General features: G+C 76.5%; 28 protein-coding genes. 19 read left to right on the top strand and 9 right to left on the bottom strand.

Annotated features, from left to right (window positions below; genetic code table 11):
* Positions 1–75 precede the first annotated feature (75 nt).
* Both mftD and BM414_RS29145 read right to left on the bottom strand, forming a co-directional pair.
* Positions 76–1,320, bottom strand: a complete 1,245-nt coding sequence (gene mftD, locus BM414_RS05995; RefSeq protein WP_093578525.1) for a pre-mycofactocin synthase MftD — start codon at positions 1,318–1,320, stop codon at positions 76–78.
* A 178-nt stretch (positions 1,321–1,498) separates the two neighbouring features.
* Positions 1,499–1,642: a hypothetical protein gene (locus BM414_RS29145; protein ID WP_175551442.1), complete on the bottom strand. Its 144-nt coding sequence runs from the start codon at positions 1,640–1,642 to the stop codon at positions 1,499–1,501.
* 195 nt (positions 1,643–1,837) lie between these two features.
* Here BM414_RS29145 and BM414_RS05990 point away from each other — a divergent pair, with 195 nt between their 5' ends.
* From BM414_RS05990 to BM414_RS05975, 4 genes are read left to right on the top strand one after another with little or no spacing between them, the layout of a single operon-like run.
* A complete protein-coding gene (locus BM414_RS05990) occupies positions 1,838–2,359 on the top strand; it encodes a winged helix-turn-helix transcriptional regulator (RefSeq protein ID WP_093578749.1) in 522 nt (173 codons plus the stop codon).
* A 55-nt stretch (positions 2,360–2,414) separates the two neighbouring features.
* On the top strand, positions 2,415–3,119 hold the full coding sequence (locus BM414_RS05985; protein ID WP_245784523.1) for a dienelactone hydrolase family protein: 705 nt from the start codon (positions 2,415–2,417) through the stop codon (positions 3,117–3,119).
* Complete coding sequence (locus BM414_RS05980; protein WP_093578524.1) at positions 3,116–4,231, top strand: CaiB/BaiF CoA transferase family protein; 1,116 nt, start codon at positions 3,116–3,118, stop codon at positions 4,229–4,231. Before BM414_RS05985 ends, BM414_RS05980 begins: the two co-directional genes overlap by 4 nt.
* Before the next feature lie 46 nt (positions 4,232–4,277).
* A complete protein-coding gene (locus BM414_RS05975; RefSeq protein WP_093578523.1) occupies positions 4,278–5,054 on the top strand; it encodes a crotonase/enoyl-CoA hydratase family protein in 777 nt (258 codons plus the stop codon).
* Here BM414_RS05975 and BM414_RS05970 read toward each other — a convergent pair.
* Entirely contained in the window at positions 5,051–6,151 is a 1,101-nt protein-coding gene (locus BM414_RS05970) for a LacI family DNA-binding transcriptional regulator (protein ID WP_093578522.1), read from the bottom strand. The genes BM414_RS05975 and BM414_RS05970 overlap by 4 nt on opposite strands.
* A gap of 50 nt (positions 6,152–6,201) precedes the next feature.
* On the opposite strand from BM414_RS05970, the gene BM414_RS05965 reads away from it, so the two are divergent.
* From BM414_RS05965 to BM414_RS05945, 5 genes are all read left to right on the top strand, one after another.
* On the top strand, positions 6,202–7,551 hold the full coding sequence (locus BM414_RS05965; protein ID WP_093578521.1) for an MFS transporter: 1,350 nt from the start codon (positions 6,202–6,204) through the stop codon (positions 7,549–7,551).
* Between the two features lie 36 nt (positions 7,552–7,587).
* Complete coding sequence (locus BM414_RS05960; RefSeq protein WP_093578520.1) at positions 7,588–8,730, top strand: thiolase family protein; 1,143 nt, start codon at positions 7,588–7,590, stop codon at positions 8,728–8,730.
* 67 nt (positions 8,731–8,797) lie between these two features.
* Positions 8,798–9,607, top strand: coding sequence for an acyl-CoA thioesterase (locus BM414_RS05955; protein ID WP_245784522.1), 810 nt, complete (start codon positions 8,798–8,800; stop codon positions 9,605–9,607).
* A gap of 91 nt (positions 9,608–9,698) precedes the next feature.
* The gene (locus tag BM414_RS05950; protein ID WP_093578519.1) at positions 9,699–10,298 is read left to right on the top strand and encodes a YceI family protein; all 600 of its coding nucleotides are present in this window, start codon (positions 9,699–9,701) and stop codon (positions 10,296–10,298) included.
* A gap of 38 nt (positions 10,299–10,336) precedes the next feature.
* A complete protein-coding gene (locus BM414_RS05945) occupies positions 10,337–10,888 on the top strand; it encodes a dihydrofolate reductase family protein (RefSeq protein WP_093578518.1) in 552 nt (183 codons plus the stop codon).
* Between the two features lie 114 nt (positions 10,889–11,002).
* On the opposite strand, the gene BM414_RS05940 is transcribed toward BM414_RS05945, so the two are convergent.
* Genes BM414_RS05940 through BM414_RS05930 form a run of 3 tightly spaced genes read right to left on the bottom strand, consistent with a single transcriptional unit; the run spans position 11,003 to position 13,135 of the window.
* Entirely contained in the window at positions 11,003–11,551 is a 549-nt protein-coding gene (locus BM414_RS05940) for a dihydrofolate reductase family protein (protein WP_093578517.1), read from the bottom strand.
* Entirely contained in the window at positions 11,548–12,471 is a 924-nt protein-coding gene (locus BM414_RS05935) for a helix-turn-helix domain-containing protein (RefSeq protein WP_175551441.1), read from the bottom strand. The genes BM414_RS05940 and BM414_RS05935 overlap by 4 nt, the downstream gene beginning before the upstream one ends.
* A 52-nt stretch (positions 12,472–12,523) precedes the next feature.
* Complete coding sequence (locus BM414_RS05930; protein ID WP_175551440.1) at positions 12,524–13,135, bottom strand: TetR/AcrR family transcriptional regulator; 612 nt, start codon at positions 13,133–13,135, stop codon at positions 12,524–12,526.
* A 59-nt stretch (positions 13,136–13,194) separates the two neighbouring features.
* Here BM414_RS05930 and BM414_RS05925 point away from each other — a divergent pair, with 59 nt between their 5' ends.
* Complete coding sequence (locus tag BM414_RS05925; protein WP_093578516.1) at positions 13,195–13,602, top strand: RidA family protein; 408 nt, start codon at positions 13,195–13,197, stop codon at positions 13,600–13,602.
* 167 nt (positions 13,603–13,769) lie between these two features.
* Complete coding sequence (locus BM414_RS05920; protein WP_245784521.1) at positions 13,770–15,302, top strand: MFS transporter; 1,533 nt, start codon at positions 13,770–13,772, stop codon at positions 15,300–15,302.
* A gap of 40 nt (positions 15,303–15,342) precedes the next feature.
* On the opposite strand, the gene BM414_RS05915 is transcribed toward BM414_RS05920, so the two are convergent.
* A complete protein-coding gene (locus BM414_RS05915) occupies positions 15,343–16,050 on the bottom strand; it encodes a GAF and ANTAR domain-containing protein (protein WP_093578515.1) in 708 nt (235 codons plus the stop codon).
* Between the two features lie 208 nt (positions 16,051–16,258).
* Between BM414_RS05915 and BM414_RS05910 the strand changes: the two genes are divergently transcribed.
* Entirely contained in the window at positions 16,259–16,672 is a 414-nt protein-coding gene (locus BM414_RS05910; RefSeq protein WP_093578514.1) for a PPOX class F420-dependent oxidoreductase, read from the top strand.
* Here the strand turns inward: BM414_RS05910 and BM414_RS05905 are convergent.
* Positions 16,629–17,537: a helix-turn-helix domain-containing protein gene (locus BM414_RS05905; protein ID WP_093578513.1), complete on the bottom strand. Its 909-nt coding sequence runs from the start codon at positions 17,535–17,537 to the stop codon at positions 16,629–16,631. The genes BM414_RS05910 and BM414_RS05905 overlap by 44 nt on opposite strands.
* Before the next feature lie 37 nt (positions 17,538–17,574).
* Here BM414_RS05905 and BM414_RS05900 point away from each other — a divergent pair, with 37 nt between their 5' ends.
* From BM414_RS05900 to BM414_RS29130, 7 genes are all read left to right on the top strand, one after another.
* Positions 17,575–18,153: a TIGR03086 family metal-binding protein gene (locus tag BM414_RS05900; RefSeq protein ID WP_093578512.1), complete on the top strand. Its 579-nt coding sequence runs from the start codon at positions 17,575–17,577 to the stop codon at positions 18,151–18,153.
* Between the two features lie 260 nt (positions 18,154–18,413).
* Positions 18,414–19,148 (top strand): Ltp family lipoprotein, encoded by a 735-nt coding sequence (locus BM414_RS05895; protein ID WP_217644566.1) that lies wholly within the window; start codon positions 18,414–18,416, stop codon positions 19,146–19,148.
* Between the two features lie 163 nt (positions 19,149–19,311).
* A complete protein-coding gene (locus BM414_RS29140) occupies positions 19,312–19,476 on the top strand; it encodes a hypothetical protein (protein ID WP_175551439.1) in 165 nt (54 codons plus the stop codon).
* Between the two features lie 30 nt (positions 19,477–19,506).
* Complete coding sequence (locus BM414_RS05890) at positions 19,507–20,397, top strand: alpha/beta fold hydrolase (protein ID WP_093578511.1); 891 nt, start codon at positions 19,507–19,509, stop codon at positions 20,395–20,397.
* A gap of 17 nt (positions 20,398–20,414) precedes the next feature.
* Positions 20,415–21,047: a class I SAM-dependent methyltransferase gene (locus BM414_RS05885; protein WP_093578510.1), complete on the top strand. Its 633-nt coding sequence runs from the start codon at positions 20,415–20,417 to the stop codon at positions 21,045–21,047.
* A complete protein-coding gene (locus BM414_RS29135) occupies positions 21,044–21,601 on the top strand; it encodes a hypothetical protein (protein WP_093578509.1) in 558 nt (185 codons plus the stop codon). The genes BM414_RS05885 and BM414_RS29135 overlap by 4 nt, the downstream gene beginning before the upstream one ends.
* Positions 21,598–22,002, top strand: coding sequence for a DUF4267 domain-containing protein (locus BM414_RS29130; RefSeq protein ID WP_093578508.1), 405 nt, complete (start codon positions 21,598–21,600; stop codon positions 22,000–22,002). The genes BM414_RS29135 and BM414_RS29130 overlap by 4 nt, the downstream gene beginning before the upstream one ends.
* Here the strand turns inward: BM414_RS29130 and BM414_RS05870 are convergent.
* Positions 21,999–22,526: an NUDIX hydrolase gene (locus tag BM414_RS05870; protein ID WP_281246716.1), complete on the bottom strand. Its 528-nt coding sequence runs from the start codon at positions 22,524–22,526 to the stop codon at positions 21,999–22,001. The genes BM414_RS29130 and BM414_RS05870 overlap by 4 nt on opposite strands.
* Between the last annotated feature and the right edge of the window lie 58 nt (positions 22,527–22,584).

Here is a 22,584-nt window from a genome sequence, read left to right as displayed (position 1 = left end):
GAGCGGCTGTGGCAGGTCCCACACCAAGGGGGCACGGCCGGGGTCCTCGGCTCAGGGGACCCCGGCCGGCGGCGGTCAGGCGCTGCGGCTGCGGCGGTTGCGCGCGGGGACCGACTCGACGGACTCGACCGGTGCGTCGGGGCCCTCGACGCCCAGGCGCCGCTCGAAGCCGGGTGGGATGACCAGGTCGTCGCGGGCCAGGTCGGCCACCGAGTCGCGGCCCAGGCCGGTGAGTGCGGAGCCGAGGCCGTCGCGCAGCAGGTCGAGCACGTTCTCTACGCCGGCCTGCCCGTTGGCGGCGAGGCCCCAGAGGTAGGCGCGGCCGATCATGACCGCCTTGGCGCCCAGGGCGAGGGCCTTGGCGACGTCGGTGCCGCGGCGGATGCCGCCGTCGAGGAGCACCTCGACCTGGTCGCCGACCGCCTCGGCCACCGCCGGCAGGGCGCGGATGGAGGCGGGGGTGCCGTCGAGGTTGTTGCCGCCGTGGTTGGACACCGAGATGGCGGTGACGCCGGCGTCGACGGCCTTCTTCGCGTCGTCGACGCGCATGACGCCCTTGAGCATGAACGGCCCGTCCCACTGCTCGCGCAGCCAGGCGAGGTCGTCCCAGCCGGGCATGGGGGATGCCTGCCACATGCCGTAGGCGCCGAAGAAGGTGGGCGCCTGCTCGCCCGGGGTGGCGACCATGTTGGGGACGGTGAGGTCCGGGATGCGGCCGGTCCTCGCGAAGGCGGCCAGCCAGCGCGGGCGCATGAGCACCTGCGGCGCGTAGCGGCGGGCGGCCTCGAAGTCGATCTTCGCGGGGATGAACGGGCTGCCCCAGTCGCGGCCGTAGGCGAAGGACCAGTCGAGGGTGGCGATCATGCCGACGGCGCCGGCGCGCCTGGCCCGGTCCATGCGGGCGAGCATCTCCTCGCGGGTGCCCACCCAGTACATCTGGAAGAAGGTCTGCGGGTTGGCCGCGACGACCTCCTCGACCGGCTTGCTGGCGAACGAGGACAGGCCCATCGCCACGCCGCGGGCGGCCGCGGCGCGGGCGACGGCGACCTCGCCGTCGGGGTGCACGGCCTGCACGCCGGTCGGGCTGATCAGGACCGGCATCGACACGTCCTGGCCCATGACGCGGGTGGCCATCCGGCGCTCGTTGGCCAGGCCCGCGGTGTGCGGCGCGAAACCCAGCTCCTCGAAGGCCCGGATGTTGTCGTCGACGGTCAGGCCCTTCTCCGACCCGGCCACCAGGGCGCCGTAGACGCCCTTGGGGAGCCGGCGCTTCGCGCGCCGCTGGGCCTCGGCCACCGTCTCGAACCACGCGTTCGCCACGAGTGTCTCCGTTCGTCCGTCCCGCCGGGCCGGCCCCGGTGGCACTCAGTGCCACTCTAGCGGCGGAGTGTGGCGCACACCACCGCCGGGGAACCACCACCGCCCGGGAACGGGGCAGCCCCGCGGCCGGTGGCCACGGGGCTGTCGGGGGAGTGCGCCGGGCGGACCCGGCCGGTGCTCAGAAGCGGGCGGCCAGCGCGGCGATCTCGTGCGCGGACTCCTGCGTCGGGGCGGTGGCGAGGGCTCGCTGCAGCTCGCGCTCGTCGCGGCGGCGGGCGCGGGTGCTGCGGGCGGTGGCCAGGGCGGTGCTCAGGCGGGTCATGTCGGGTCCCTCTCAGGCGGTGTCACGTCCGTGACGGTCCACGGCGGCGGCCACCTCCGGTCGTCACCGGCGGGCCCGTGCGGGTGCGGCGCCGGTCACACGGATTCCGGCTCCGACCTGCTGGGTCTGCATGTCCAACCATCCTCCCGAGTGCATGGTTCGTCAAGCGAACCCAGCGTGACCTACGCTGCACCCGTGACGGCCGACACACCGCCCGCCCCCGACGGCACCGCCCTCGACGTCTACGACCGCGCGCGCTGCTCGGTCGCCGGCACCCTCGCCGTGGTGGGGGAGAAGTGGAGCCTCCTGGTGCTGCGCGAGGCGTTCCTCGGCGTGCGGCGCTTCGCCGACCTGCAGCGTGCGCTCGGCGCACCGAAGGCGGTGCTCACCGACCGGCTGAACTCGCTGGTGGCCCAGGACCTGCTCGTCCGCGTGCCCTACCGCGACGAGGGTGCCCGGCAGCGTTCCGAGTACCGGCTCACCGAGCGCGGCCGCGACCTCTACCCGGCGGTGGTGGCCCTGATGCAGTGGGGCGACCGGTGGCTGGCCGCCGACGGCACCCCGCCCCTGGAGCTCTCGCACCGCGACTGCGGTGCGCCGGTGTCGCTGTCCCTGCGCTGTGCCGCCGGGCACGAGGTCGGGGGCCCGCGGGAGGTGGTGGCGACGCCGGCCGGGCACGAACGGGCCGGGAAGACGGGCGACACACCCGCGGGCTAGCGTCGGCGGCGCCTGCGCTGCCGCTGCGACCCGGGAGGCCGACCTGCCCACCACCGTGATCCCCGGCGGCGCGAGCGCGCCGGAGCTGTCCGCCCACCTGGCCGTCCCGCCGGTGGGCGAGGGGCCCTGGCCCGGTGTCGTCGTCGTCCACGAGGTCTTCGGTCTCACCGACGACGTGCGGCAGCACGCCGACCGGCTGGCCGCGGCGGGCTACCTCGCCGTCGCGCCGGACCTGTTCACCGCCGGGGGCGCGGTGCGCTGCCTGCGCTCGACGTTCCGGTCGCTCAACCGCGGCGAGGGCCCGGCCTTCGGCGACCTCGAGGCCGCGCGCCGGTTCCTCGCCGGCCGGGACGACTGCACCGGCCGGATCGGGGTCCTCGGGTTCTGCATGGGCGGGAAGTTCGCGCTGATGGGCGCCACCCGCGGGTTCGACGTCTCGGCGCCCAACTACGGCCCGCTGCCCGCGGACGCCGAGCGGGTGCTCGCCGGCGCCTGCCCGGTGGTGGGCAGCTACGGCCGCCGCGACGTCGCGCTGCGCGGCGCGGCCGGCCGGCTGGACCGGGTGCTCACCGACCTCGGCGTCGAGCACGACGTGAAGGAGTACCCCGACGCCGGGCACTCGTTCCTCAACCGCCACGACGCGGGGCCCCTCACCGCGCTGGGGAAGGTGCTCGGCGTCGGTCACCACGGGCCGTCGGCGGAGGACGCGTGGGCGCGCATCCTGCGCTTCTTCGACCGGCACCTGCGGACCCGGACGTGAGCGGGGGCGGAACCGGGGGACCGCTGGCCGGCCTGCGGGTGGTGGAGCTCGGCGGCATCGGGCCCGGCCCGCACGCGGCGATGGTCCTGGCCGACCTCGGCGCCGACGTCGTCCGGGTGGAGCGGCCCTCCGGCGGGCTGTCGCTGGGCGGTGCGGCGCGCGACGTCGTGATGCGCGGCCGGCGCTCGCTCGCCGTCGACGTGAAGACGCCCGAGGGCCGCGACCTGGTGCTGGGCCTGACCGGGCACGCCGACGTGTTCCTCGACGTCTTCCGCCCCGGCGTGGCCGAGCGGCTGGGCCTCGGCCCCGACGCCTGCCTGGAGCGCGCGCCGGGTCTGGTCTACGCGCGGATGACCGGGTGGGGGCAGGACGGGCCGTGGGCCGACCGGGTCGGCCACGACGTCAACTACCTCGGGCTCACCGGCACCCTGGCCGCCCTCGGCCGGCCCGGTGAGGTGCCCCGCCCGCCGCTGAACCTGGTCGCCGACTACGGCGGCGGGTCGATGCTGGTGCTGGTCGGCATCCTGGCCGCGCTGCACGAGCGGTCGCGCTCGGGCCGCGGCCAGGTGGTCGACGCCGCCATGGTCGACGGCGTCGCGCTGATCTCGCAGATGCTGTGGTCGATGCGCGGCATGGGGCTGTGGTCGGACCGGCCGGGCACCAACGTCCTCGACGGCGGCGCGCCCTACTACGACGTCTATGCCTGCGCCGACGGCCGCTTCGTCGCCGTCGGCGCGCTGGAGCCGCAGTTCTACGCGGCGCTGCTGGACGGGCTGGGGCTGGCCGGGGAGGACCTGCCGGCGCAGGCCGACCCGCGCGGCTGGCCGCGGCTGCGGGAGCTGTTCACCGCCGCGTTCGCCGCGCAGCCGCGGGAGCACTGGGAGCGCGTCTTCGACGGCACCGACGCCTGCGTCACGCCGGTCCTGACGTCGGACGAGGCCGCCGAGCACCCGCACCTGGCCGCCCGCGGCACGCTCGTGGACGTCGACGGCGTCCGGCAGGCCGCCCCGGCGCCGCGGTTCTCCCGCACGCCGGCGGGGCCGCCCGCCCCGGTGCCGCCCGGCCCGGCCGACGCCGCGGCCGTGCTGGAGGAGTGGTCGCGCCCCCGATGACGGGGACGCACGAGCCGCGGTGCGCCGCGGAGGAGGAGGCCCAGCAGTGAGCGAGCCCGGAACCGAGTCCGTGCTGGTCGAGCGCCGCGGCGCCGTCCAGGTGATCACCATCAACCGGCCGCAGGCCAAGAACGCCCTGGACGGCGCGGTCGCCCGGGGCGTCGCCGACGCCGTGGACGAGCTCGACGCCTCCGACGACCTGCGCGCCGGCGTGCTCACCGGTGCCGGCGGCACGTTCTCCGCCGGCATGGACCTCAAGGCGTTCCTGCGCGGCGAGCGGCCCTCGATCGAGGGGCGCGGGCTGTGCGGGATCACCCAGACGCCGCCGCGCAAGCCGCTGCTGGCCGCCGTCGAGGGGTGGGCGCTGGCCGGCGGGTTCGAGCTGGTGCTCGCCTGCGACCTCGTCGTCGCCGGGCGGTCGGCGCGCTTCGGCGTGCCCGAGGTGTCCCGGTCGCTGATCGCCGCCGGCGGTGCCGCGCTGTTCCTGCCGCGGCGGGTGCCGCACGCCGTCGCGATGGAGATGCTGCTGACCGGGCAGCCGGTCGACGCCGAGCGGGCCGCCGCCGTCGGGCTGGTCAACCGCGTCGTCGACGAGGGCGGTGCGCTCGAGGCCGCCGTCGCGCTGGCCGAGGTCATCGCCGCCAACGGCCCGCTGGCGGTCGCCGTGACCAAGCAGATCGCGCGCAGCACCTCCGACTGGACGGCCGAGGAGGCCTGGGCGAGGCAGCAGCCGCTCATCGAGCCGGTGTTCGCCTCCGAGGACGCCCGCGAGGGCGCGACCGCGTTCGCCGAGCGCCGCAAGCCGGTCTGGAAGGGGCGCTAGGCGGGCGGGCCCGTCGAGGTCCGGACGACGAGCTCCGCGGGCAGGCTCCGCGGCGCGGGGGCGGGCCGGGCGGCCAGCAGGTCCAGCAGGGCCTGACCGGCCGCCCGGCCCTTCTCGCGGGTCGGCTGGCGGACGGTGGTGAGGCCGAGGCCGGGCGCCGTCGCGGCGTCGTCGAAGCCGGCGACCGACAGGTCCCCGGGCACCCGCAGGCCGAGCCGGGCCGCCGCCTGCAACGCGCCCTCCGCGAGCCGGTCGCTCAGGCACAGCAGCGCCGTCGGACGCGGGTCGGTGGCGAGGACGGCATCCGCGCCGACCTCCCCGACCTCGGGCGTGCTGTCGCCGCCGTGGAACACCGGGACGCCCGCCCAGTCGAGCCCGGCGCGCCGCGCGGCGTCGCGGTAGCCGGCCAGCCGGTCACGGGTGACGGCGTAGGTGGCGGCCGCCTGCGCCCGCTCGTCCACCAGCCCGGGGGTGATCGGGTCCCGGTGCATCCCGAAGGAGACGACGGCCAGCCGCCGGTGCCCGAGGTCGAGCAGGTGCCCGGCCACGGCCGCCGCGGCGGCGCGGTCGTCCACGCCCACCCACGGCGTCCCCGGCGCCCCGAGCGCGGCGAGCCGGTCCGGACGGGGCTGGTCCACGACGACGAGCGGCAGCCCGCGGACGATCGCCGCCGCGAGCAGCGGGTCGTCGTCGCCCACCGAGGAGACGACCAGCCCGTCGACGACGGCGTCGCTCACCGCGGCCAGGCGCCGCGCGGGGTCGGACGAGCCGGGCACGAGCAGCAGCCCGGAGCCGGCCGGCTCCGCCGCCGACGCGACCCCGGCGAGCAGCGCGACGGCGACCGGGTCGTCGAAGGCGTAGGACAGCCCGTTGTCGTAGGCGACGCCGATCGCGCCGACGCGGCCGCGCCGCAGGCCTGCAGCGAGCGGGTTGGGCCCGGGATAGCCGAGCCGGCGCGCGGTGGCCAGGATCCGCTCGCGCAGCGCGGCGGAGAGCTGGTCGGGCCGGGAGAACGCGTTGGACACCGTCTTGGCCGAGACGCCGACCGCCGCGGCCACCTCCTGGAGGGTCACCGGGCGGTGGCGGTCGTGCGGCACCCGGTGATCCTCGCGTGCTTCATCGATGAAGAAGCGGGTACCGCCGCGGCATGACGGCGGTGGTCCCGCTCTGCGCGGTGCAGTTCGTCGACGTCCTCGGCACCACCCTGGTGATCGCGGCGCTGCCGACGATGCTGGCCGACCTCGGCGCGCCCGCGTCGGCGGCCACCCCGGTGGTGGCCGTCTACGCCGTCCTCTTCGGCGCGCTGCTGGTGCTCGCGGCCCGCCTGGGCGACCGGTTCGGGCACGCGCGGGTGCTGTCGGTGGGGCTGGCCGGCTTCGGCGCGGCGTCCCTGGCGGCGGCGGTCGCCCCGTCGGTCGGGGTGCTGGTGGCCGCTCGCGGCGCCCTGGGTGCGGCGGCCGCGCTCTCGGTGCCCACCGCGCTGCGCCTGCTGACCGCCGCGACCGAGGAGGGGCCGGCGCGGCGGCGGGCGCTGGCCGCGTGGAGCGCCACCGGGGCGGCGGCCGGCGCGAGCGGGCTGGTCCTCGGCGGCGTGCTCACCGACCTCGCCGGGTGGCGGCTGCTGTTCTGGGGGAACCTGCCGCTGGCGGTGCTGCTCGTGGTCGCCGTGCGCCGCACCGCGCCGCCCACCCCGCGTGAGCGCGGCGGGCCCCTCGACCTGGCCGGCGCGGCGGTGCTCGTCGCGGCCGTGGCGGCGGTCGTGGCGGGCGCGTCGCTGCTCGAGGACGGCGCGCACCGGGCCGCCGGCGCCGGGCTGCTCGTGGCCGGCCTCGCCGCCGCGTCGGCGCTGCCCGCCGTCGAGCGCCGGGCCCGCGACCCGCTGCTGCCGCGCACCGCCGTCGGGCACCCCGGCCTGCGCCGCGGCGTGCTCGCCTCGGCGGCCAACACCGCGACGACGAGCTCGGCGGTCACCGTGGCCACGCTGCACCTGCAGGGCAGCGAGGGGCTGGGTGCGACGGCCACCGGGCTGGCGCTGCTGCCCTTCAGCGTGTGCGTCGTCGGGGGCGCGGCCCTCTCGGCCCGGGTGATGCGGTCGGTCTCCGCGCGCGCCACCGCCGCCGCGGGCCTGGCCGTCATCGCCGCCGGTACCGCGGCCCTGCTCGGCGCGGGGCTCGGGCCGTGGGTGGTGTCGGCCGGGGTCGCCGTCTCGGGGCTGGGCATCGGGCTGTCCTCGGTGGCCGCCACGTCGCTCGGGACCGACGTCCCCGCGGAGCTGCAGGGGACCGCGGCCGGGGTGCTCAACACGGCCGCCCAGCTCGGCACCGCGCTCGGCGTCGCCGTCGTGCTGCTCGTCGTCCGGGTGAGCGAGGGGACGGCGCTGCCGCTGGCCGGTGCGGGCCTGGGGTGGCTCGCCGCCGCGCTGCTGGCCGCCCTGGCCGCGGGCCTCCTGCTGCGGCGTCCCGCCCGGGCCGCCGTCGCCGCCAGGAGCGCGGGTTAGTGTGCCGGGCACCACACCTGGTCGAGGGGAGCAGACATGCGTGACGCGGTGATCGTCGAGGCGGTGCGCGCGCCCGTGGGCAAGCGCAACGGCGGGCTGTCGGGGGTGCACCCGGTCGACCTGTCCGCGCACGTCCTCACGTCCCTGGCCGAGCGGGCCGGCATCGACCCGGCCGAGATCGAGGACGTCATCTGGGGCTGTGTCTCCCAGGTCGGGGAGCAGACCTTCGACATCGCGCGCACCGCCGCGCTGGCGGCGGGCTGGCCGGAGACGGTGACCGGCGTGACCGTCGACCGGCAGTGCGGGTCCTCGCAGCAGTCGGTGCACTTCGCCGCGGCCGGGCTCGTCGCCGGGCAGTACGACGTCGTCGTGGCCGGCGGCGTCGAGTCGATGAGCCGCGTGCCCATGGGCACCGCGCGCAAGGACGCCGACCCCTTCGGCACCCGGTTCGCCGAGCGCTACGCCGGTGCGAAGATCAACCAGGGGCTGGGTGCGGAGACCATCGCTGAGCGCTGGGGCCTGTCCCGCCAGCAGTGCGACGAGTTCTCAGTCGCCTCGCACGAGAAGGCCGCCGCCGCCCGCGCCGAGGGCCGCTTCGACGCCCAGATCGCGCCGGTGACCACGCCCGACGGCACCGTGGTCAGCCAGGACGAGGGCATCCGCGAGTCGACGGTGGAGAAGCTCGGCACGCTGAAGACCGCCTTCCGCGAGGACGGCGTCATCACCGCCGGCAACTCCTCGCAGATCTCCGACGGCGCGGCCGCGCTGCTGATGACGACGTCGGAGAAGGCCGCCGAGCTGGGCCTCACGCCCATCGCCCGGGTGCACACCGCCGTCCTCGCCGGCAGCGACCCGGTGGTCATGCTCACCGCCCCGATCCCGGCGACCCAGAAGGCGCTGGCCAAGTCGGGCCTGTCGATCGACGAGATCGGCGCCTTCGAGGTCAACGAGGCCTTCGCCCCCGTGCCGCTCGCGTGGCTGGCCGACATCGGCGCCGACGCCAAGGCGCTCAACCCCAACGGCGGCGCCATCGCGCTGGGGCACCCGCTCGGCGGCTCCGGCGCGCGGATCATGACCACGCTCGTGCACCACATGCGCGACAACGGCATCCGCTACGGCCTGCAGACCATGTGCGAGGGCGGCGGCCAGGCCAACGCCACCATCCTCGAGCTGCTGTAGCGGCCCGACCCCCGGCGCCCGGGGCCGCCCGCAGGGGTGGCCCCGGGCGCCGTTACGTTCGGCGGTCGTGAGCGCCACCGCGGGGGATCCCACGCTGCTCGACGTCCTGACGCTCGAGGAGGTCGACCGCGACCTCTACCGCAGCACCCTGGTCTTTCCCGACCCGCTGCCGCTCTACGGCGGCCAGGTCGCCGCGCAGGCGCTGCTCGCGGCCGGCCGCACGGTCGCGCCCGACCGGCTGGCGCACTCGCTGCACGGCTACTTCCTGCGCAGCGGCGACGCCGCCCGGCCCACCGTCTTCCGGGTCGACCGGGACCGCGACGGCGGCTCGTTCTCCGCCCGCCGGGTGGTGGCGGTGCAGGGCGGTGAGGTCGTGCTGTCGATGTCGGCGTCGTTCCAGGCGCCGACCGCCGGGCCCGACGTGCAGGTGGCGGCCGCCCCGGCCGCCGAGGACCCGGCGGAGTGCGCACCGTTCACCCTGCCGCGGCTCTTCACGATGGAGGGGCGGACGCCGTCCCAGCCGTGGCAGGCGGCTCACATGCCGACCCGCTTCTGGTCCCGGTCGACCGTGGCGCTGCCCGACGACCCGCTGGTGCACGCCTGCGCGCTCGCCTACCTCTCCGACATCGGCACCGGGCTCTCGGCGCTGCCGGAGGACGAGGCCGCGCCCGGCCCGACGCTGGACCACGCGGTGTGGTTCCACCGGCCGGCCCGGCTCGACGCCTGGGTGCTCATGGACCTCGTCCCGCACACCGTCTCCGGCGGACGGGGCTGGTACACCGGGTCGGTCACCACCCGCGACGGCGTGCTGGCCGCGAGCCTGACCCAGGAGACGCTGTTCCGGCCCGGCCGCAACCCGTTCCGCCCGGGCCGCTGAGCCGGTCGGTCCCTCCTCGGAGGAGCCCGGCGGTGGCACCGTCGTCCTGATCGGCGAGGATGGGGGGCCTGCGAGGGGGAAGGACGGACACGTGGCGAAGCACCGGGCACCCGAGGGCAGCCCCACCGACTTCGACGCGGCGACGGTCGCACTGGCCGACGTCTCGGGCGACTACACGATCGACGTGGCGCACACCCGGATCGGCATCCGCGCGCGGCACGCGATGGTGACGACGGTCCGCGGCGCGTTCACCGACTTCGCCGGCGAGGCCCACCTGGACACGCTGAAGCCCGAGGCGAGCAGCGTGTCGATCCGGATCCGGACGGCGAGCATCGACACCGGGCAGGCCGACCGGGACGCGCACCTGCGCTCCCCGGACTTCCTCGACGTCGAGCGCTGGCCGGAGATGGTGTTCTCCTCCACCGACGTCGAGCAGGTCGACGAGGAGACCTTCGAGGTCACCGGCGACCTCACCATCCGCGACGTCACCCGGCCGGTGACGGTCGAGTTCACCCTGACCGGGTCGGCGAAGGACCCCTTCGGCAACACCCGTGTGGGCTTCGAGGGCGCGCTGTCGATCAAGCGCAGCGACTGGGGCCTGGTCTGGAACACCCCGCTGGACACCGGCGGCGTGCTGGTCAGCGACCGCATCCAGGTCGAGTTCGACGTCTCGGTGATCCGCAGCGCCTGACGCCGCTCAGTCCGGCCGGCGCGGGCGGTCCTCCCCGCATGGCGCGCGTGCTGCTGGACATGGCGGTCTCCCTCGACGGCCTGGTGAGCGGTCCCGGCGGGACCGACGTCGGCCTCTACGACTGGTTCTTCGACCCTCCCGAGGCCAGCCGGCCCGTCGTCGAGGCGATGGTGGCCGACACCGGCGCGATCCTCGTCGGGCGGACCGCCTACGGGACGGCCGACGACGCCCAGGGCTGGGACGAGACGCCCTACGACGTGCCGCACGTGGTGGTGACCCACCGGCCGCCGGACCCGCTGCCGGCCGGGCCGGTGCGCTTCGAGTTCGTGGCCGGCGTGCCCGCCGCGGTGGCGCGGTCGGCGGAGCTGGCGGGGGAGCGGTGGGTGGCGGTCGGCGGCGGTGCCGACGTCGCCCGCCAGTGCCTCGCCGCCGGCCTGGTCGACGAGGTGCAGCTGCACGTCGTCCCGATCGTGGTCGGCGACGGGCTGCCGCTGTTCACCCGCCCCAGCCGCGCGCTGCGGCTCACCCCGGTCCGGGTGGTCTCCGCGCCGAGCGTGACCCACTGCCGCTACCGCGTCGAGCCGGGCTGACGCCTGCGCCCGGATCGGCACGTCGACGGATCGTCATGTCGACGGATCGTCATGTCGACGGATCGGCACGTCGAGGTGTCGTCCCGTCGAGGTGTCGACATGGCGACCGGGCGGTCAGCCGGGACGCACGACGTCGTAGCGCACGACGGCGAACTCGCCGTTCTGCGCCACCTCGCGGGTCACCAGCTCCACGTGCGTGGGCAGCAGCGGCGCCCCGGCGCCCAGGGTCACCGGCGCGATCGACACGGCCACCTCGTCGAGGAGTCCGGCGTCGGCGAACTGCGCGGCCACCGGGCCGCCGCCGACCACCCACACGTCGAGGTCCCCGGCGGCCGCGACCAGCTCCGCGTGCAGCGCGAGCAGGTCCTCCCGGGAGTCGACGGCGGTGAACCGGATGTCGGCGCCGGCGTACGGCTCCATCGTGCGGTGGGTGAGCACCCAGGCCGGCTGGTCGTAGGTCCAGGCGTCCGGGCCGCCGTTGTCGCGCAGCCACTGGTAGGTCGAGGCGCCCATGACCAGCGACCCGACGGTCTTCTCGAACGCCTTGTAGCCCATCGCCCCCTCGTGGTCGGCCTCCCGCGTGAGCAGCCAGTCCAGGGAGTGCTGCGGGTCGGCGATGAAGCCGTCGAGCGTGGTGGCGGTGTAGTAGACGGTGCGGGTCATCGTTCCCTCCGGGAGAGCCACTCGATGGGGTCGCCGGTGTCGACCGCGACACCGGCCTCGCGCAGCCAGTGCCGGGCCAGGAGCCGGCGGTGCGCGGAGAAGGTGAGGACGTGCGCGACGACGCTGCCGAGGACGAAGCTCTCCGGCGGCTCGCACAGCGCGTCGACCAGCCGGTCGCCCCAGGCGCCGCGGCGGGCGATCTCGCGGACGGCGGCCAGCCAGCGCGGCGCGACGGCGTCGTGCCGGTCGAGCAGCGCGGCAGGGTCGTCGGCGCCGCGGACGGGGGCGTCGCCGCCCTCGAGGGAGGCCACCCACACCTCCGTCGTCCACACGAGGGTGTCCAGGACGGCGGCCAGCGTCTCCTCGGCGCCGTCCCAGGGCAGCACCGACAGGCCCGGTGCCCGCACCCGCCGGTACTCCTCGGCGGGCAGGCCCTTGGCCAGCTCCAGCAGGGCGCGGGTGTCCTCGACGCCGTGGTGCACCAGCAGTGCGGTGACCTCGTCGCCGCCGCGGCGGGCCGGCTCGTCGGACACCCACAGCGACGACGGCGGGTGGAAGTGGATGCCGTTGGGCGCGGGCAGCCAGTGGGCGTCCCGCCCGGCGCCGCCCGCGGCCGCCGAACCGGGACTGCGGCCGTAGGCGCGCGCAAACGCCCGGCTGAAGCCCTCGATCGACTCGTAGCCGGCGGCGAAGGCGGCGTCGGTGACGCTCGTGCCCTGCCGCAGCTGCCAGGCCGCGCGCTCCAGCACCACCCGGCGGCGCAGCGCGACCGGGGACTCCCCGGCGCCGCCGGACACCTGCCGGCTGAAGTGGAACGGCGAGGCGTAGGCGTCCCCGGCCATGTCGGAGAGCGTCCGGTTGTCCTCGTCGAGGACGGCGTCGAGCAGTTCGCGGAGGCGGTCGCGGCCGGGTGGGGTCACACGACGAGTCTGGCGACCCGGCCGCCTCCCGCGCCCGACCGTTCTTGCGCCGTCAGCCGGCCGCCCACGCCGCCTCCACCGAGGCGCGGCACCGGTCGATGTCGTCCCCGGCGGCGGCCAGCAGGGCCACGGTCGTCCCGGTGGCCAGCGGCGCGAGGACCTCGGCAGGCAGCACGCCCTGCACGACCAGCGAGACGAGCCCGTGCCCGGCGGCCCAGACCTGGGTGGCCAGCGTGCGCGGGTCGGCGCCGGGGGCCAGCCGGCCCTCGTCGCGCGCCCGGGCCGCCGCGGCCACCAGCCGGTCGAACGACGCGTCGGCGGCCGCCTCGTCGGCGAGGTCGGCGCCGGCGTCGAACATCGCCCGGTACAGCTCCGGGTGCTCCAGGGCCGTGCGGGCGTAGGCCACACCGAGGGCGGCGAGGTCGTGCACCGCGTCGTCGGTCCGGGGGACGGCGGCCAGCCGGGCCGCCAGGCGGGTGAAGCCCTCCTGCCGGACCGCGCTCCACAGCCCGGGCATCCCGCCGAAGTGCGTGTAGACCGCCATCGTCGAGGCACCGGTGCCCTCCACCAGCGCACGCAGGGTCACCGGCTCGCGCGCGGCGAGCATCCGGGCCGCCCGCTCGACGAGGAGCAGACGGACGGCGGGATCGGGTCGACGGGGCACTGGACCATCATGCCATAGCAACGCTATGGTTCAGTCCCGACCACCCCTCAGGAGGAACCGTGACCGTCGAGCTGATCGACCCGCCCGGCCTGCCCGTCCCCGGCGTCTACCGCCAGATGGCCGTCGCCCGCGGGAGCCGCACCGTCTACCTCGCCGGCCAGGTGGCCCGCACCGCCACCGGCGAACCCGTCGGCGCCGGCGACCTCGCCGCCCAGGTCGAGCAGGCCTACCTCAACGTCGCCACCGCGCTCGACGCCGTCGGCGGCAGCTTCGACGACGTCGCGAAGGTGACCCTGTACCTCGTCGACTGGGACCCCTCCAAGCTCGCCGCGCTCGGCGAGGGTGTGGGGCGGGCCGCGGCGAAGCTGGGGTGCGACCTCACCCGGCCGGTGACCCTGCTCCCGGTGGCCGCGCTGGCCGAGCCGGACCTGCTCGTCGAGGTGGACGCGACCGCCGTCCTGGAGTGACGGGCTCGGAGCGACGGCCCGGGGTGACCGCCACCGGCACGGGTGCGTGTCGGTGGTGCGCGACCGGGTAGGGCAGCACGGCGCGGCGGCCGGAGGGCGGCCGCGCCCCCCGGCCGGGCGGGATCGCCGTGCCGGGCGCCCGCTGCACCACCGGAAGAGGCCTCACCGTGCCGCCACGCGCATCGACCGACGCCGCCCCGGGCTCCTTGCAGGCGGAGTCCGCCGCCGAGGAGTACCACCCGGACCCGAAGCGGTGGAGCGCGCTGTCGGTCACCCTCGTCGTCGGCTTCATGAGCCTGCTCGACGTCAGCATCGTGTCCGTGGCCCTGCCCTCGCTGCAGCGCGACCTCGGCGCCACCCCGGCGACCGTGCAGTGGGTGGTGTCGGGCTACGCGCTCACCTTCGGGCTGATGCTGGTGCCCGCCGGGCGGCTCGGTGACGCCTTCGGCCGGCGGCGGCTGTTCCTCCTCGGGCTGGCCGGCTTCGTGCTGTCCAGCGCCGCGGCGGGGGCGGCGCCGTCGGTCGCCTGGCTGATCGCCGCGCGGCTCGTGCAGGGGCTGGCCGCCGGGTGCCTGGCGCCGCAGAACTCCGCGCTGATCCAGCAGCTGTTCCGCGGCGGCGAGCGCGGGCGGGCGTTCGGCCTGTTCGGCGCCACGGTCGGCATCTCCACCGCCGTGGGCCCGGTCGTCGGCGGCGCGATCCTCGGGCTGGCCGACGGGGCCGACGGCTGGCGGTGGCTGTTCTACGTCAACGTGCCGATCGGCGTCGTCGCGTTCGCGCTGGCCCTGCGGCTGCTGCCCCGCGGCGGGGGCGGCGGGCGCGGGCGGATCGACGTCGTCGGGGTGCTGCTGCTCGGCGCCGGTGCGCTGGCGGTGCTGTTCCCGCTGGTGCAGGCGGAGTCCGGCGGGCTGGCGCAGCTGTGGTGGCTCTTCGGTGCCGGGGCGGCGCTCCTCGTGGCGTTCGTCTCCTGGGAGCGGCGGGTGGTGGCGCACGACGGGCAGCCGGTGTTCGACCCGCGGCTGGTCACGCAGACCCGCGGCTACGGCATCGGCGCGGCGCTGGGCACCGTCTACTTCGTCGGGTTCAGCGGCATCTGGCTGGTGCTGGCGCTGTTCTTCCAGACCGGCCTGGGCTACACGCCGCTGCAGTCGGGTCTGGCGGTGACGCCGTTCGCCCTCGGGTCGGCGTCCGCGGCCGTGGTGGCCGGGCGGCTGGTCGAGCGGTACGGGCGGAGGCTGACGGTCCTCGGGCTCTCGGGCGTCGTCCTCGGGCTGGCCGCCGCGGCGGTCGTCCTGCTGCTGGTGCCGCCGTCGGCCGCCGGGTGGGCGATCGCGCCGGCCCTGCTCGTGGGCGGCATCGGCGGCGGGTTCGTCATCTCGCCGAACATCACGATGACCCTGCGCGACGTGCCGGTGTCGATGGCCGGCTCGGCCGGCGGCGGCCTGCAGACGGCGCAGCGGTTCGGGGCGGCGATCGGCACGGCGGCGCTGCCGGGGTTGTTCTACCTCGTCCTCTCGGCGACCGGCGACGACTACCCGGCCGCGGCGGCCGCGGGACTGGCCGTGTCGGTGCTGGGCGCCGTGGCCGCGCTGGTGCTCGGCGTGGTCGACCTGCGCCGCAACCGCGCCGAGGACGCCGCCGCGGCCGCCGACGACGAGGCCGACGGCGTGCACGGTCACGCCCACGCCTGGCACCACTGACGCCGGCCGGCCGCGTGCACACAGCGCTGCGCGCGCCGGCTCACTCCGGTGGACCTGCCCCGTGTCCACGAGCTCCGTGGCGACGTCGCGGACCTCGGTGTCGGTCCGGTTGGAGACGCGGGCGAGGGCGTCGAACGCCTGACCGGCGGTGAGGCGGAAAGCGCTCCATCAGGATGCCCGTGGCGTGGTCGATGACCGCGCGGGACTCGAGTGCCACCTGCAGGTGCTCGGTCAGCTGCAGCGCCCGCGCGTGGAGCAGGGCGTTGGCCACGGGGACGACGGCGTGGCGGGAGAACCGCTCCACGCGCTCCCGGGGCCCCGCGCCGGGTGCCGGGGGCGACTGCACGTAGGCGTCGAGCCCGCCCGTCACGGCATCCCGGGACGGGAAGGGCGTCGACACGACGCCGCGCTGGCCGGCCTCGGCGGCGGTCCGGGCGAGGTCCGGCCACCGTCGCTCGGTCCCCGAGTCCTCGACGAGGAGCATCCGGCCACGGGTCGCGGCCTCCAGGCAGGGGCCGTTCCCGGTGCGGTACTGCACGCCGTCGAGTTCGGCGGCCACCGGTGAGCTCGTGGACACGGTGCTGCCGCCCTCGGACCCGACGACGGTCACCGACAGGGCCGGCCGTCCTCCGAGCACCTCGGCGGCCAGGTCGGCGACCTGCTCCATCACGAGGGGCAGTGGGCGGTCCACCGGCACGAGTCCGAGGTCGAGGAGAGCGGCCGAGAGCCGGTCGTCCGCGGGGTTCACCCGAGTCACTCCGAGCAGGGCGGTCCCGGCCGTGCGAGTCGGCTGTGGGCGTCGGGGTCCCGGTCGTCGCAGGACCCTCGGACGGCGGGGACGGACCCCGGGGCACGCCGGCTGTGTGACGCGACAGCCAGGACGGCGCCGTCGTCCCGGGGCGCTCGGGGCACGCCCGGAGGCGCGTGGCGCGACCGGCCGCGGGTAGGGACCGCCCGTGGCAGACACCCAGGACGGTCCCGAGCTCCACCCGGTCACCCGCGAGCTGGCGGAGGGCCCCAACTACGCGGCGATCAGCACCCTGCTGCCCAGCGGGCGCATCCAGACGCAGTACATCTGGGTGGGCACCGACGGGGAGCGGCTCTACGTGAACACCGAGACCGGACGGCGCAAGTTCGAGAACCTCAAGAGAGACGCGCGGGTCACCCTGGCCATCCGCGACGAGGGGAACCCGTACCGCTACGCCGAGGTGCGCGGCCGGGTGTCGGAGACGACGACCGGGCCGGAGGCGCGGGCGCACATCGACGAGCTGTCGCAGAAGTACGACGGCCGGCCCTACCCGGCGGAGAACATCACGACCGAGCGGGTCACCGTCTGGATCGAGCCGGAGCGGCAGACGACGGCCGGCTGACCCCCGCCGTACCGGGCCCCGCCGGGCCCGGCGCGTACCGCGCGGTGAACTCCCCGGGGGTCATCCCGGTGACCCGGGCGAAGTCGCGGGTCAGGTGCGGCTGGTCGGCGTAGCCGAGGTCGGCGGCGACCTGGGCGGCCGTCGCCGTCCGGTCGCGCAGCCGCTCGGCGGCCTCCTGCAGCCGGCGCCGCTGCACCAGCCACTTCGGGGACAGCCCCAGCCGGCGGGCCGCCAGCCGCTGCAGCGCGCGCTCGGACAGCCCCGTCTGGGCGCACAGCTGGTCGACCCGCGTCAGGTCCGGCCGCGACTCCACCAGCGCCACGAGCCGGTCGACGAGCAGCCCCTCCCCGTCGACCGGGAGGAAGCGCCGCAGGGCGTCGTCGTAGGCGGCCCGCGCGGCTGCGTGCGCGTCGGGCGAGTGCGGGTCGCCGGCCATCGCCGCGCGCACCCGCGCGGCGAGCCGGTCGCCGTCGTCCCCCAGGACCTCGGCGACGTCGACGGACCGGTCGGTGTACGCCGACACCGGCCCGCCGGCGACGAGCGCACCGGCCGCCGGGGTGAGCATGACGCCGGCCGCCCAGCCCTCGCCGGTGAGCGTCGTCGTCGACAGCCCGGACACCACGCCGTAGAAGCGGGCGTAGCCCGGGGTGACGACGACGAGGCAGACCGGGTACTGCAGCACCCGCTGGACGGCCTCCTCACCCGGCGGCACCGACCACACCGGGATCCACGTCCGCTGCACCAGCGCGGCCATCGGTCCCGTCGTCTCGTAGCGGTACATGACGTGCGAGGCGTCCCGCGGGTCCCGCAGGTGCGCCCGCTCGATCGTGTCGCGGCGGTGCACGGGAGCGCTGTCGGGTTCCATCAAGACGCCAGGTTGCCGCATCGCCGATGCTGCCGTCATGGACGCCCCCTCCGCCCCGGTCCCCACCGGCACCCCGACCGCCACCGACTACGCCGCCGTCCTGGAGCCGCTGCTGGCCGTCGCCGACGCCGTCCCCGCCGCCGGCTGGGACGCCGCCACGCCCTGCGAGGACTGGTCCGCCCGCGACGTCGTCACGCACGTGGTCGACACCCAGCGCGAGTTCCTCACCGGCCGCGGGATCGACCTGGGTCCCGCGCCCGACGTCGCCGCCGACCCCGCCGCCGCGCTCCGGGCACACGCCGGCCGGGTGCTCGCCGCCCTGTCCGACCCGGCCGTCGCCGACGAGTCCTACGACGGCTTCTTCGGCCCGACGACGGTGGGGGAGACCCTCGCCCGGTTCTACGTCTGGGACATGGTGGTGCACCGCTGGGACCTCGCCCGCGCCACCGGACAGGACGCCGGCCTCACCGACGCCGAGCTCGGCCGCATCGAGTCCGGCGTCAGCACCTGGGGCGACACCCTCTACACGGACGGCATCTGCCGCCCCGCCGTCGAGGTGCCCGGCGACGCCGGCCGGGAGGAGCGGGTGCTCGCACTCCTGGGCCGCCGGGCCTGATCCGCGGGCTCCGCCGCGGTGCGCAGGTTCGCGACCGCGGCAGCCGAGGTCCCGGGCGTCTGCTGCGCCGACGTGGTCACCGACGGCAGCCCGTAGGGGTGGCGAGTCGCGCCCGGGCCCCTGTGACGACCCGCTGCCCCAGGAGCCGGAGCGCCCGCCACCGAACCGTTCCCGACTGGGGTCAAGACGCGGACGACGGTGGCGATACTCCGTAGTAACGCATCCAGGATCTTCGTGTCAGCGACGCAGGAGCAGCCCTCGTGACCCAGCCCGGCTCCATGCCCCCGGCCGACCAGCCCCAGGCCGGCTACCCGTACCAGCCGCCGCCCACGCAGCCGTTCGGCGCTCCGCAGGGCCCCTGGCAGCAGCCCACGCCGCCCGGCGCGGGGCTGCCCACACCGCCGGGCCGCCCCTGGTTCAAACGGAAGCGGTTCGCCATCCCGGCCGGGGTGCTGGCGCTGGCCGTGCTGGGCGCAGCCGTGGGGCCGAAGGAGGACACCGACAGCGTCCCCGCCGCCAGCTCCAGCGCGCCCGTGGCAGAGACGTCGGCGCCCGCCTCGAAGGCATCCTCTGCTCCGACCTCGTCCGTCCAGGAGGTCGCCCCGACTCCTGCGCCAGCGCCAGCGCCCGCCCCTGCGCCCGCTCCGGATCCGGCTCCCACTCCCAGGCCAGCTCCGGCTCCGGCACCGGCACCGGCACCGGACCTGACCATCGGTCAGGAGAACGCCCAGGAGTCCGCGAGGGACTACCTCGACTTCACCGCCTTCTCGCGCTCCGGACTCATCGAGCAGCTGGAGTTCGAGGGTTTCTCGACCGGTGACGCGACCTGGGCCGTCGACAGCCTGGGCGTCGACTGGAACGAGCAGGCTGCCCAGTCCGCGAGGGACTACCTCGACTTCACCTCGTTCTCGCGCTCCGGGCTCATCGAGCAGCTGGAGTTCGAGGGGTTCACCCCCGCGCAGGCCGAGTACGGGGTGAGCCAGGCCGGGTTCTGATCCGGGCTCCACCGGAGCTCCGTCGACGGGGCCCCGCGTCGGATCGCGCCGGGACCGGTCACCGCCCGAGGATCTCCGGGATGAACGGGGACCGGCGGCTCGTCGAGGAGGGCTGGGGCGCAGCCCTCGGCTTCCCGCGGTCTCCCTCGACCCCGCCGGCCCGGTGGTCGAGGTCGAGGTCCTGGAGTCCGCCGACCTGCCCGCACCCTGGTCCCGGTGGGACGCGTTCGAGGGAACCGGCTACGAGCGGGTCCTGGCTCCCGTCGCCACGGACGGCGGCGACGTCGAGGCGTACCTCTACGTGCACCTCGCACCCGACGGGGGCTGAGCCGCCCACGCCCGGGGTAGGCCCGGCGACATGCACCCTGGGCACACCGACACCGCCGACGGGCCCCGCGAGGGCCGGCTTCAGCTGCGCGACGGCCGCACGATGGCCTACGCCGAGTGGGGCGACCCCGACGGGCGGCCGGTGCTCGGCTGCCACGGCTCCCCGAGCTCCCGGCTCGAGCGGCACGTCGACGACGCCGGCGCCTACCGCCGCTGGGGCGTGCGGCTGGTCGTGCCCGACCGGCCCGGCTTCGGGCGCTCGGACCCGCAGCCGGGCCGGCGGGTGACCGACTGGCCCGGCGACGTCGCCCAGCTGCTGGACTCGCTGGGCATCGACCGCTTCGCCGCCCTGTCGCTGTCCGGAGGGGCGGCCTACGCGCTGGCCTGCGCGCACGCGATGCCCGACCGGGTGACCACCGTGGGGATCCTCGGCGGCGCCCCGCCGCCGGACGTGCCGTGGCCGTGGCCGGGCTGGCTGCCGACGTCGGTCCGCGCGGCCGTGCACCGGCCCTCCCCGGCGACGGCGGCGCTGCTGCGGCCGGTGTTCGCGCCGCTGACCGTCCGCCCGCAGCTGCTGCCGCGCTACCTGCAGCTGCGGCTCAACCCCGCCGACCGCCGGGTGCTCGGCCGCCCCGCGGTCCGGCGGGTCATGGCCCGCGCCTTCACCGAGGGGATGCGCCAGGGCGTCGCGGCGCTGGCCGAGGACCGGGCGCTGCTGTTCCGGCCGTGGGGCTTCCCGGTGGGCGAGGTGCGCCAGCACGTCGACGTCTGGCACGGCACGCAGGACTGGCAGGTGCCGGTGGCGCTCGGCCGGGTGCTGGCCGGGATGCTGCCCAACTGCACGGCGCACTGGTTCGCCGGCGAGGGCCACTTCCTGGTCTTCGACCACGCCCGCGACGTCTACGGTGCACTCGCGGTCTGAGTGGGTAGCGCCGCGGCATGCCTCCCGACCAGCGCGGCAGCAGCACCGTGCCGCCCACCTTCGTCGACGCCAACCGCCTGTGGGTCGACTCGCGGATCCGCTACGAGATCGGCCTGCGGGTCGAGGGCGCCATCCTGCGTCGTCTGGGGGCCCGCGGGCAGCGCGCCGTCGAGATCGGCACCGGCCGCCGCGGCCTGGGTACCCGGGTCGCCGTCGAGCAGCTGGGCGCCACCGACGTGACCGCGTTCGACCTGTACCCGGCCACCGTCGGCCGCGCCCGGATGGCCTGCGCCGACCTCGGTGAGCGGGTCACCTTCCGGGTGGGGGACGCCACCGCCCTCCCGGTCGACGACGCCAGCGCGGACCTCGTCGTCGACTTCCACGCGCTGCACCACATCGCCGACTGGCGTGCCGCCGTCGCCGAGGCCGCCCGCGTGCTGCGCCCCGGCGGGCAGCTGGCGCTCACCGAGATGACCGCCCGCTTCGTCGACGCGCCGTGGCTGCGCGCGGTCTCCCGCCACCCGGCCGACCGCTTCTCCACCGACGAGCTGCTCGCCGAGCTGCGGGCGCACGGCCTCGAGGTGCCGGCCGCGCGGCTGCGGCGGGCGGCGGGCGACCGGTGGATCCAGGCCGTCGCCACCCGCACGTGACCGTCGGCGGGATCGTCCGCGGGAGCCTGGCGCTGCTGGGCCGGCACGCCGGGCGGGTCTACGCGCTCGCGCTGGCGGTCACTCTGGTGAACACCGTGCCCGACGTGCTGCGCCAGCTGCTGGTCTACCGCGACCCGAGTCTCGCCTCCGCGCTGCTGGTCGACCTCGTCGGCTTCACCACCGGCCTGATCGCTCAGCTGTGGCTGACCGGCGCGCTCACCGACCTGCCCGGCACCGGCCGGGTGCGGCCGGGCGGCGCGCTCGGCCGGGGGACGGCGACCGCGCTGCGGGCGGTGCGGACCTCTCCGCTCGCGGTGCTCGCCGGGGTGGTGCTCGGCGGCGCGGTGTCGGCGCTGCTGACCCTGCCCGCGTCGGTGGCCGCGCTCGGGCTCGAGCGGGTGATCGGCCCGCTGGACGCGCCGTCGGCCGGGGCCTTCACCGTCGCGACCGTCAGCGACGTCGTGGCCAGCGCGGTGACGCTGCCGTTCCTGGCGGTGGTGCTCGTGCTGACCGCCGGTTCGACCAGGCACGTCGCGGGCAAGGGCAGCTCGTGAGCAGCCGCGTCGGAAGCCAGGACTGGGACGTCACCCGCAAGGCCGTCGGGTCGCTGTCGATCTGGATCGGGACGGCGGCGCTGTTCGCGCCCCGGTGGATCGCCGGCGCGCTGGGTGTGCGGCCCGACGCGGCGCAGGGGGACGTCGCCCTGCCGCTGCTCGTGCGGCTCGGCGCCGCGCGCAACATCGCGATGGGCGCGGCGCTGCTGGTCACCCCGGCGCCGCAGGCGAGGCGCACCACCGAGGTGACGCTGCTGCTCACCGGCCTCGACGCGGCGGCGGTGTGGACCTCGCGCGCGGAGGGCGACGTGGCGGCGAGGAGCGCCGCGCTGTCGGGCATCGTGCTGGCGCTGGCCTCCTACGGCGCCGTCCGCTGGCATCGCGCGCCGGCCGGACGCTAGCGCCAGGCGAACACCGGCTGCTCGAGGTGGGCGACGCGGGTGTGCAACCCGCGGCAGGCGACCTGGCAGAACTGGTACACGACCGCCGCGGTCGGGGCGTGCACCCAGCCGCCCAGCAGCGGCAGCCGGATGACCGGCGCCTCGGACTCGGGGATCGTCACCAGCACCGGGTCGACGTCGAGGTCGGTCAGCGACACCCGGTACACCGCGGCGACCTCGGCCTCGGCGGGGCGCAGCTCCCCGGCGTTCCCGGCCCACACGACCACCGGCGTCATCACGTAGCCGGAGCGGGTCACGTAGTCGTCGAGCAGTCCGACGACGTCGTCCGGGCCGCGCTCGAGGCCGACCTCCTCGGTGAGCTCGCGCAGCGCGGCCTGCACGGGCGTCTCGCCGGGGTCGAGCCGGCCGCCGGGCAGCGCCCACTGCCCGGCGTGCGCCCGCAGCCGCGCCGCCCGCCGGGTCACCAGCAGGGCCGGCCCGCCCGGCTCCTCCGTCACGCACACCGCGACGGCGGCCTGGCGCAGCTCGGGGCGGCCGGCCGCGCGGCGCGGGAGGTCCCGCAGCCGCGCGGCGGCCGTTCCC

Source organism: Geodermatophilus amargosae, from assembly GCF_900116515.1.
Classification (GTDB): domain Bacteria; phylum Actinomycetota; class Actinomycetes; order Mycobacteriales; family Geodermatophilaceae; genus Geodermatophilus; species Geodermatophilus amargosae.
The sequence above is the reverse complement of the archived record's forward strand: the minus strand, read 5'-3'. Positions and strand labels throughout refer to the sequence as shown.

Bases quoted from the DNA above. Each gene is read 5' to 3' on its own strand.
- BM414_RS29145 (WP_175551442.1), bottom strand. From the start codon at position 1,642: ATGACCCGCCTGAGCACCGCCCTGGCCACCGCCCGCAGCACCCGCGCC.
- BM414_RS05965 (WP_093578521.1), top strand. From the start codon at position 6,202: ATGACGGCGGTGGTCCCGCTCTGCGCGGTGCAGTTCGTCGACGTCCTC.
- BM414_RS05960 (WP_093578520.1), top strand. From the start codon at position 7,588: ATGCGTGACGCGGTGATCGTCGAGGCGGTGCGCGCGCCCGTGGGCAAG.
- BM414_RS05945 (WP_093578518.1), top strand. From the start codon at position 10,337: ATGGCGCGCGTGCTGCTGGACATGGCGGTCTCCCTCGACGGCCTGGTG.
- BM414_RS05940 (WP_093578517.1), bottom strand. From the start codon at position 11,551: ATGACCCGCACCGTCTACTACACCGCCACCACGCTCGACGGCTTCATC.
- BM414_RS05905 (WP_093578513.1), bottom strand. From the start codon at position 17,537: ATGGAACCCGACAGCGCTCCCGTGCACCGCCGCGACACGATCGAGCGG.
- BM414_RS05900 (WP_093578512.1), top strand. From the start codon at position 17,575: ATGGACGCCCCCTCCGCCCCGGTCCCCACCGGCACCCCGACCGCCACC.
- BM414_RS05890 (WP_093578511.1), top strand. From the start codon at position 19,507: ATGCACCCTGGGCACACCGACACCGCCGACGGGCCCCGCGAGGGCCGG.
- BM414_RS05885 (WP_093578510.1), top strand. From the start codon at position 20,415: ATGCCTCCCGACCAGCGCGGCAGCAGCACCGTGCCGCCCACCTTCGTC.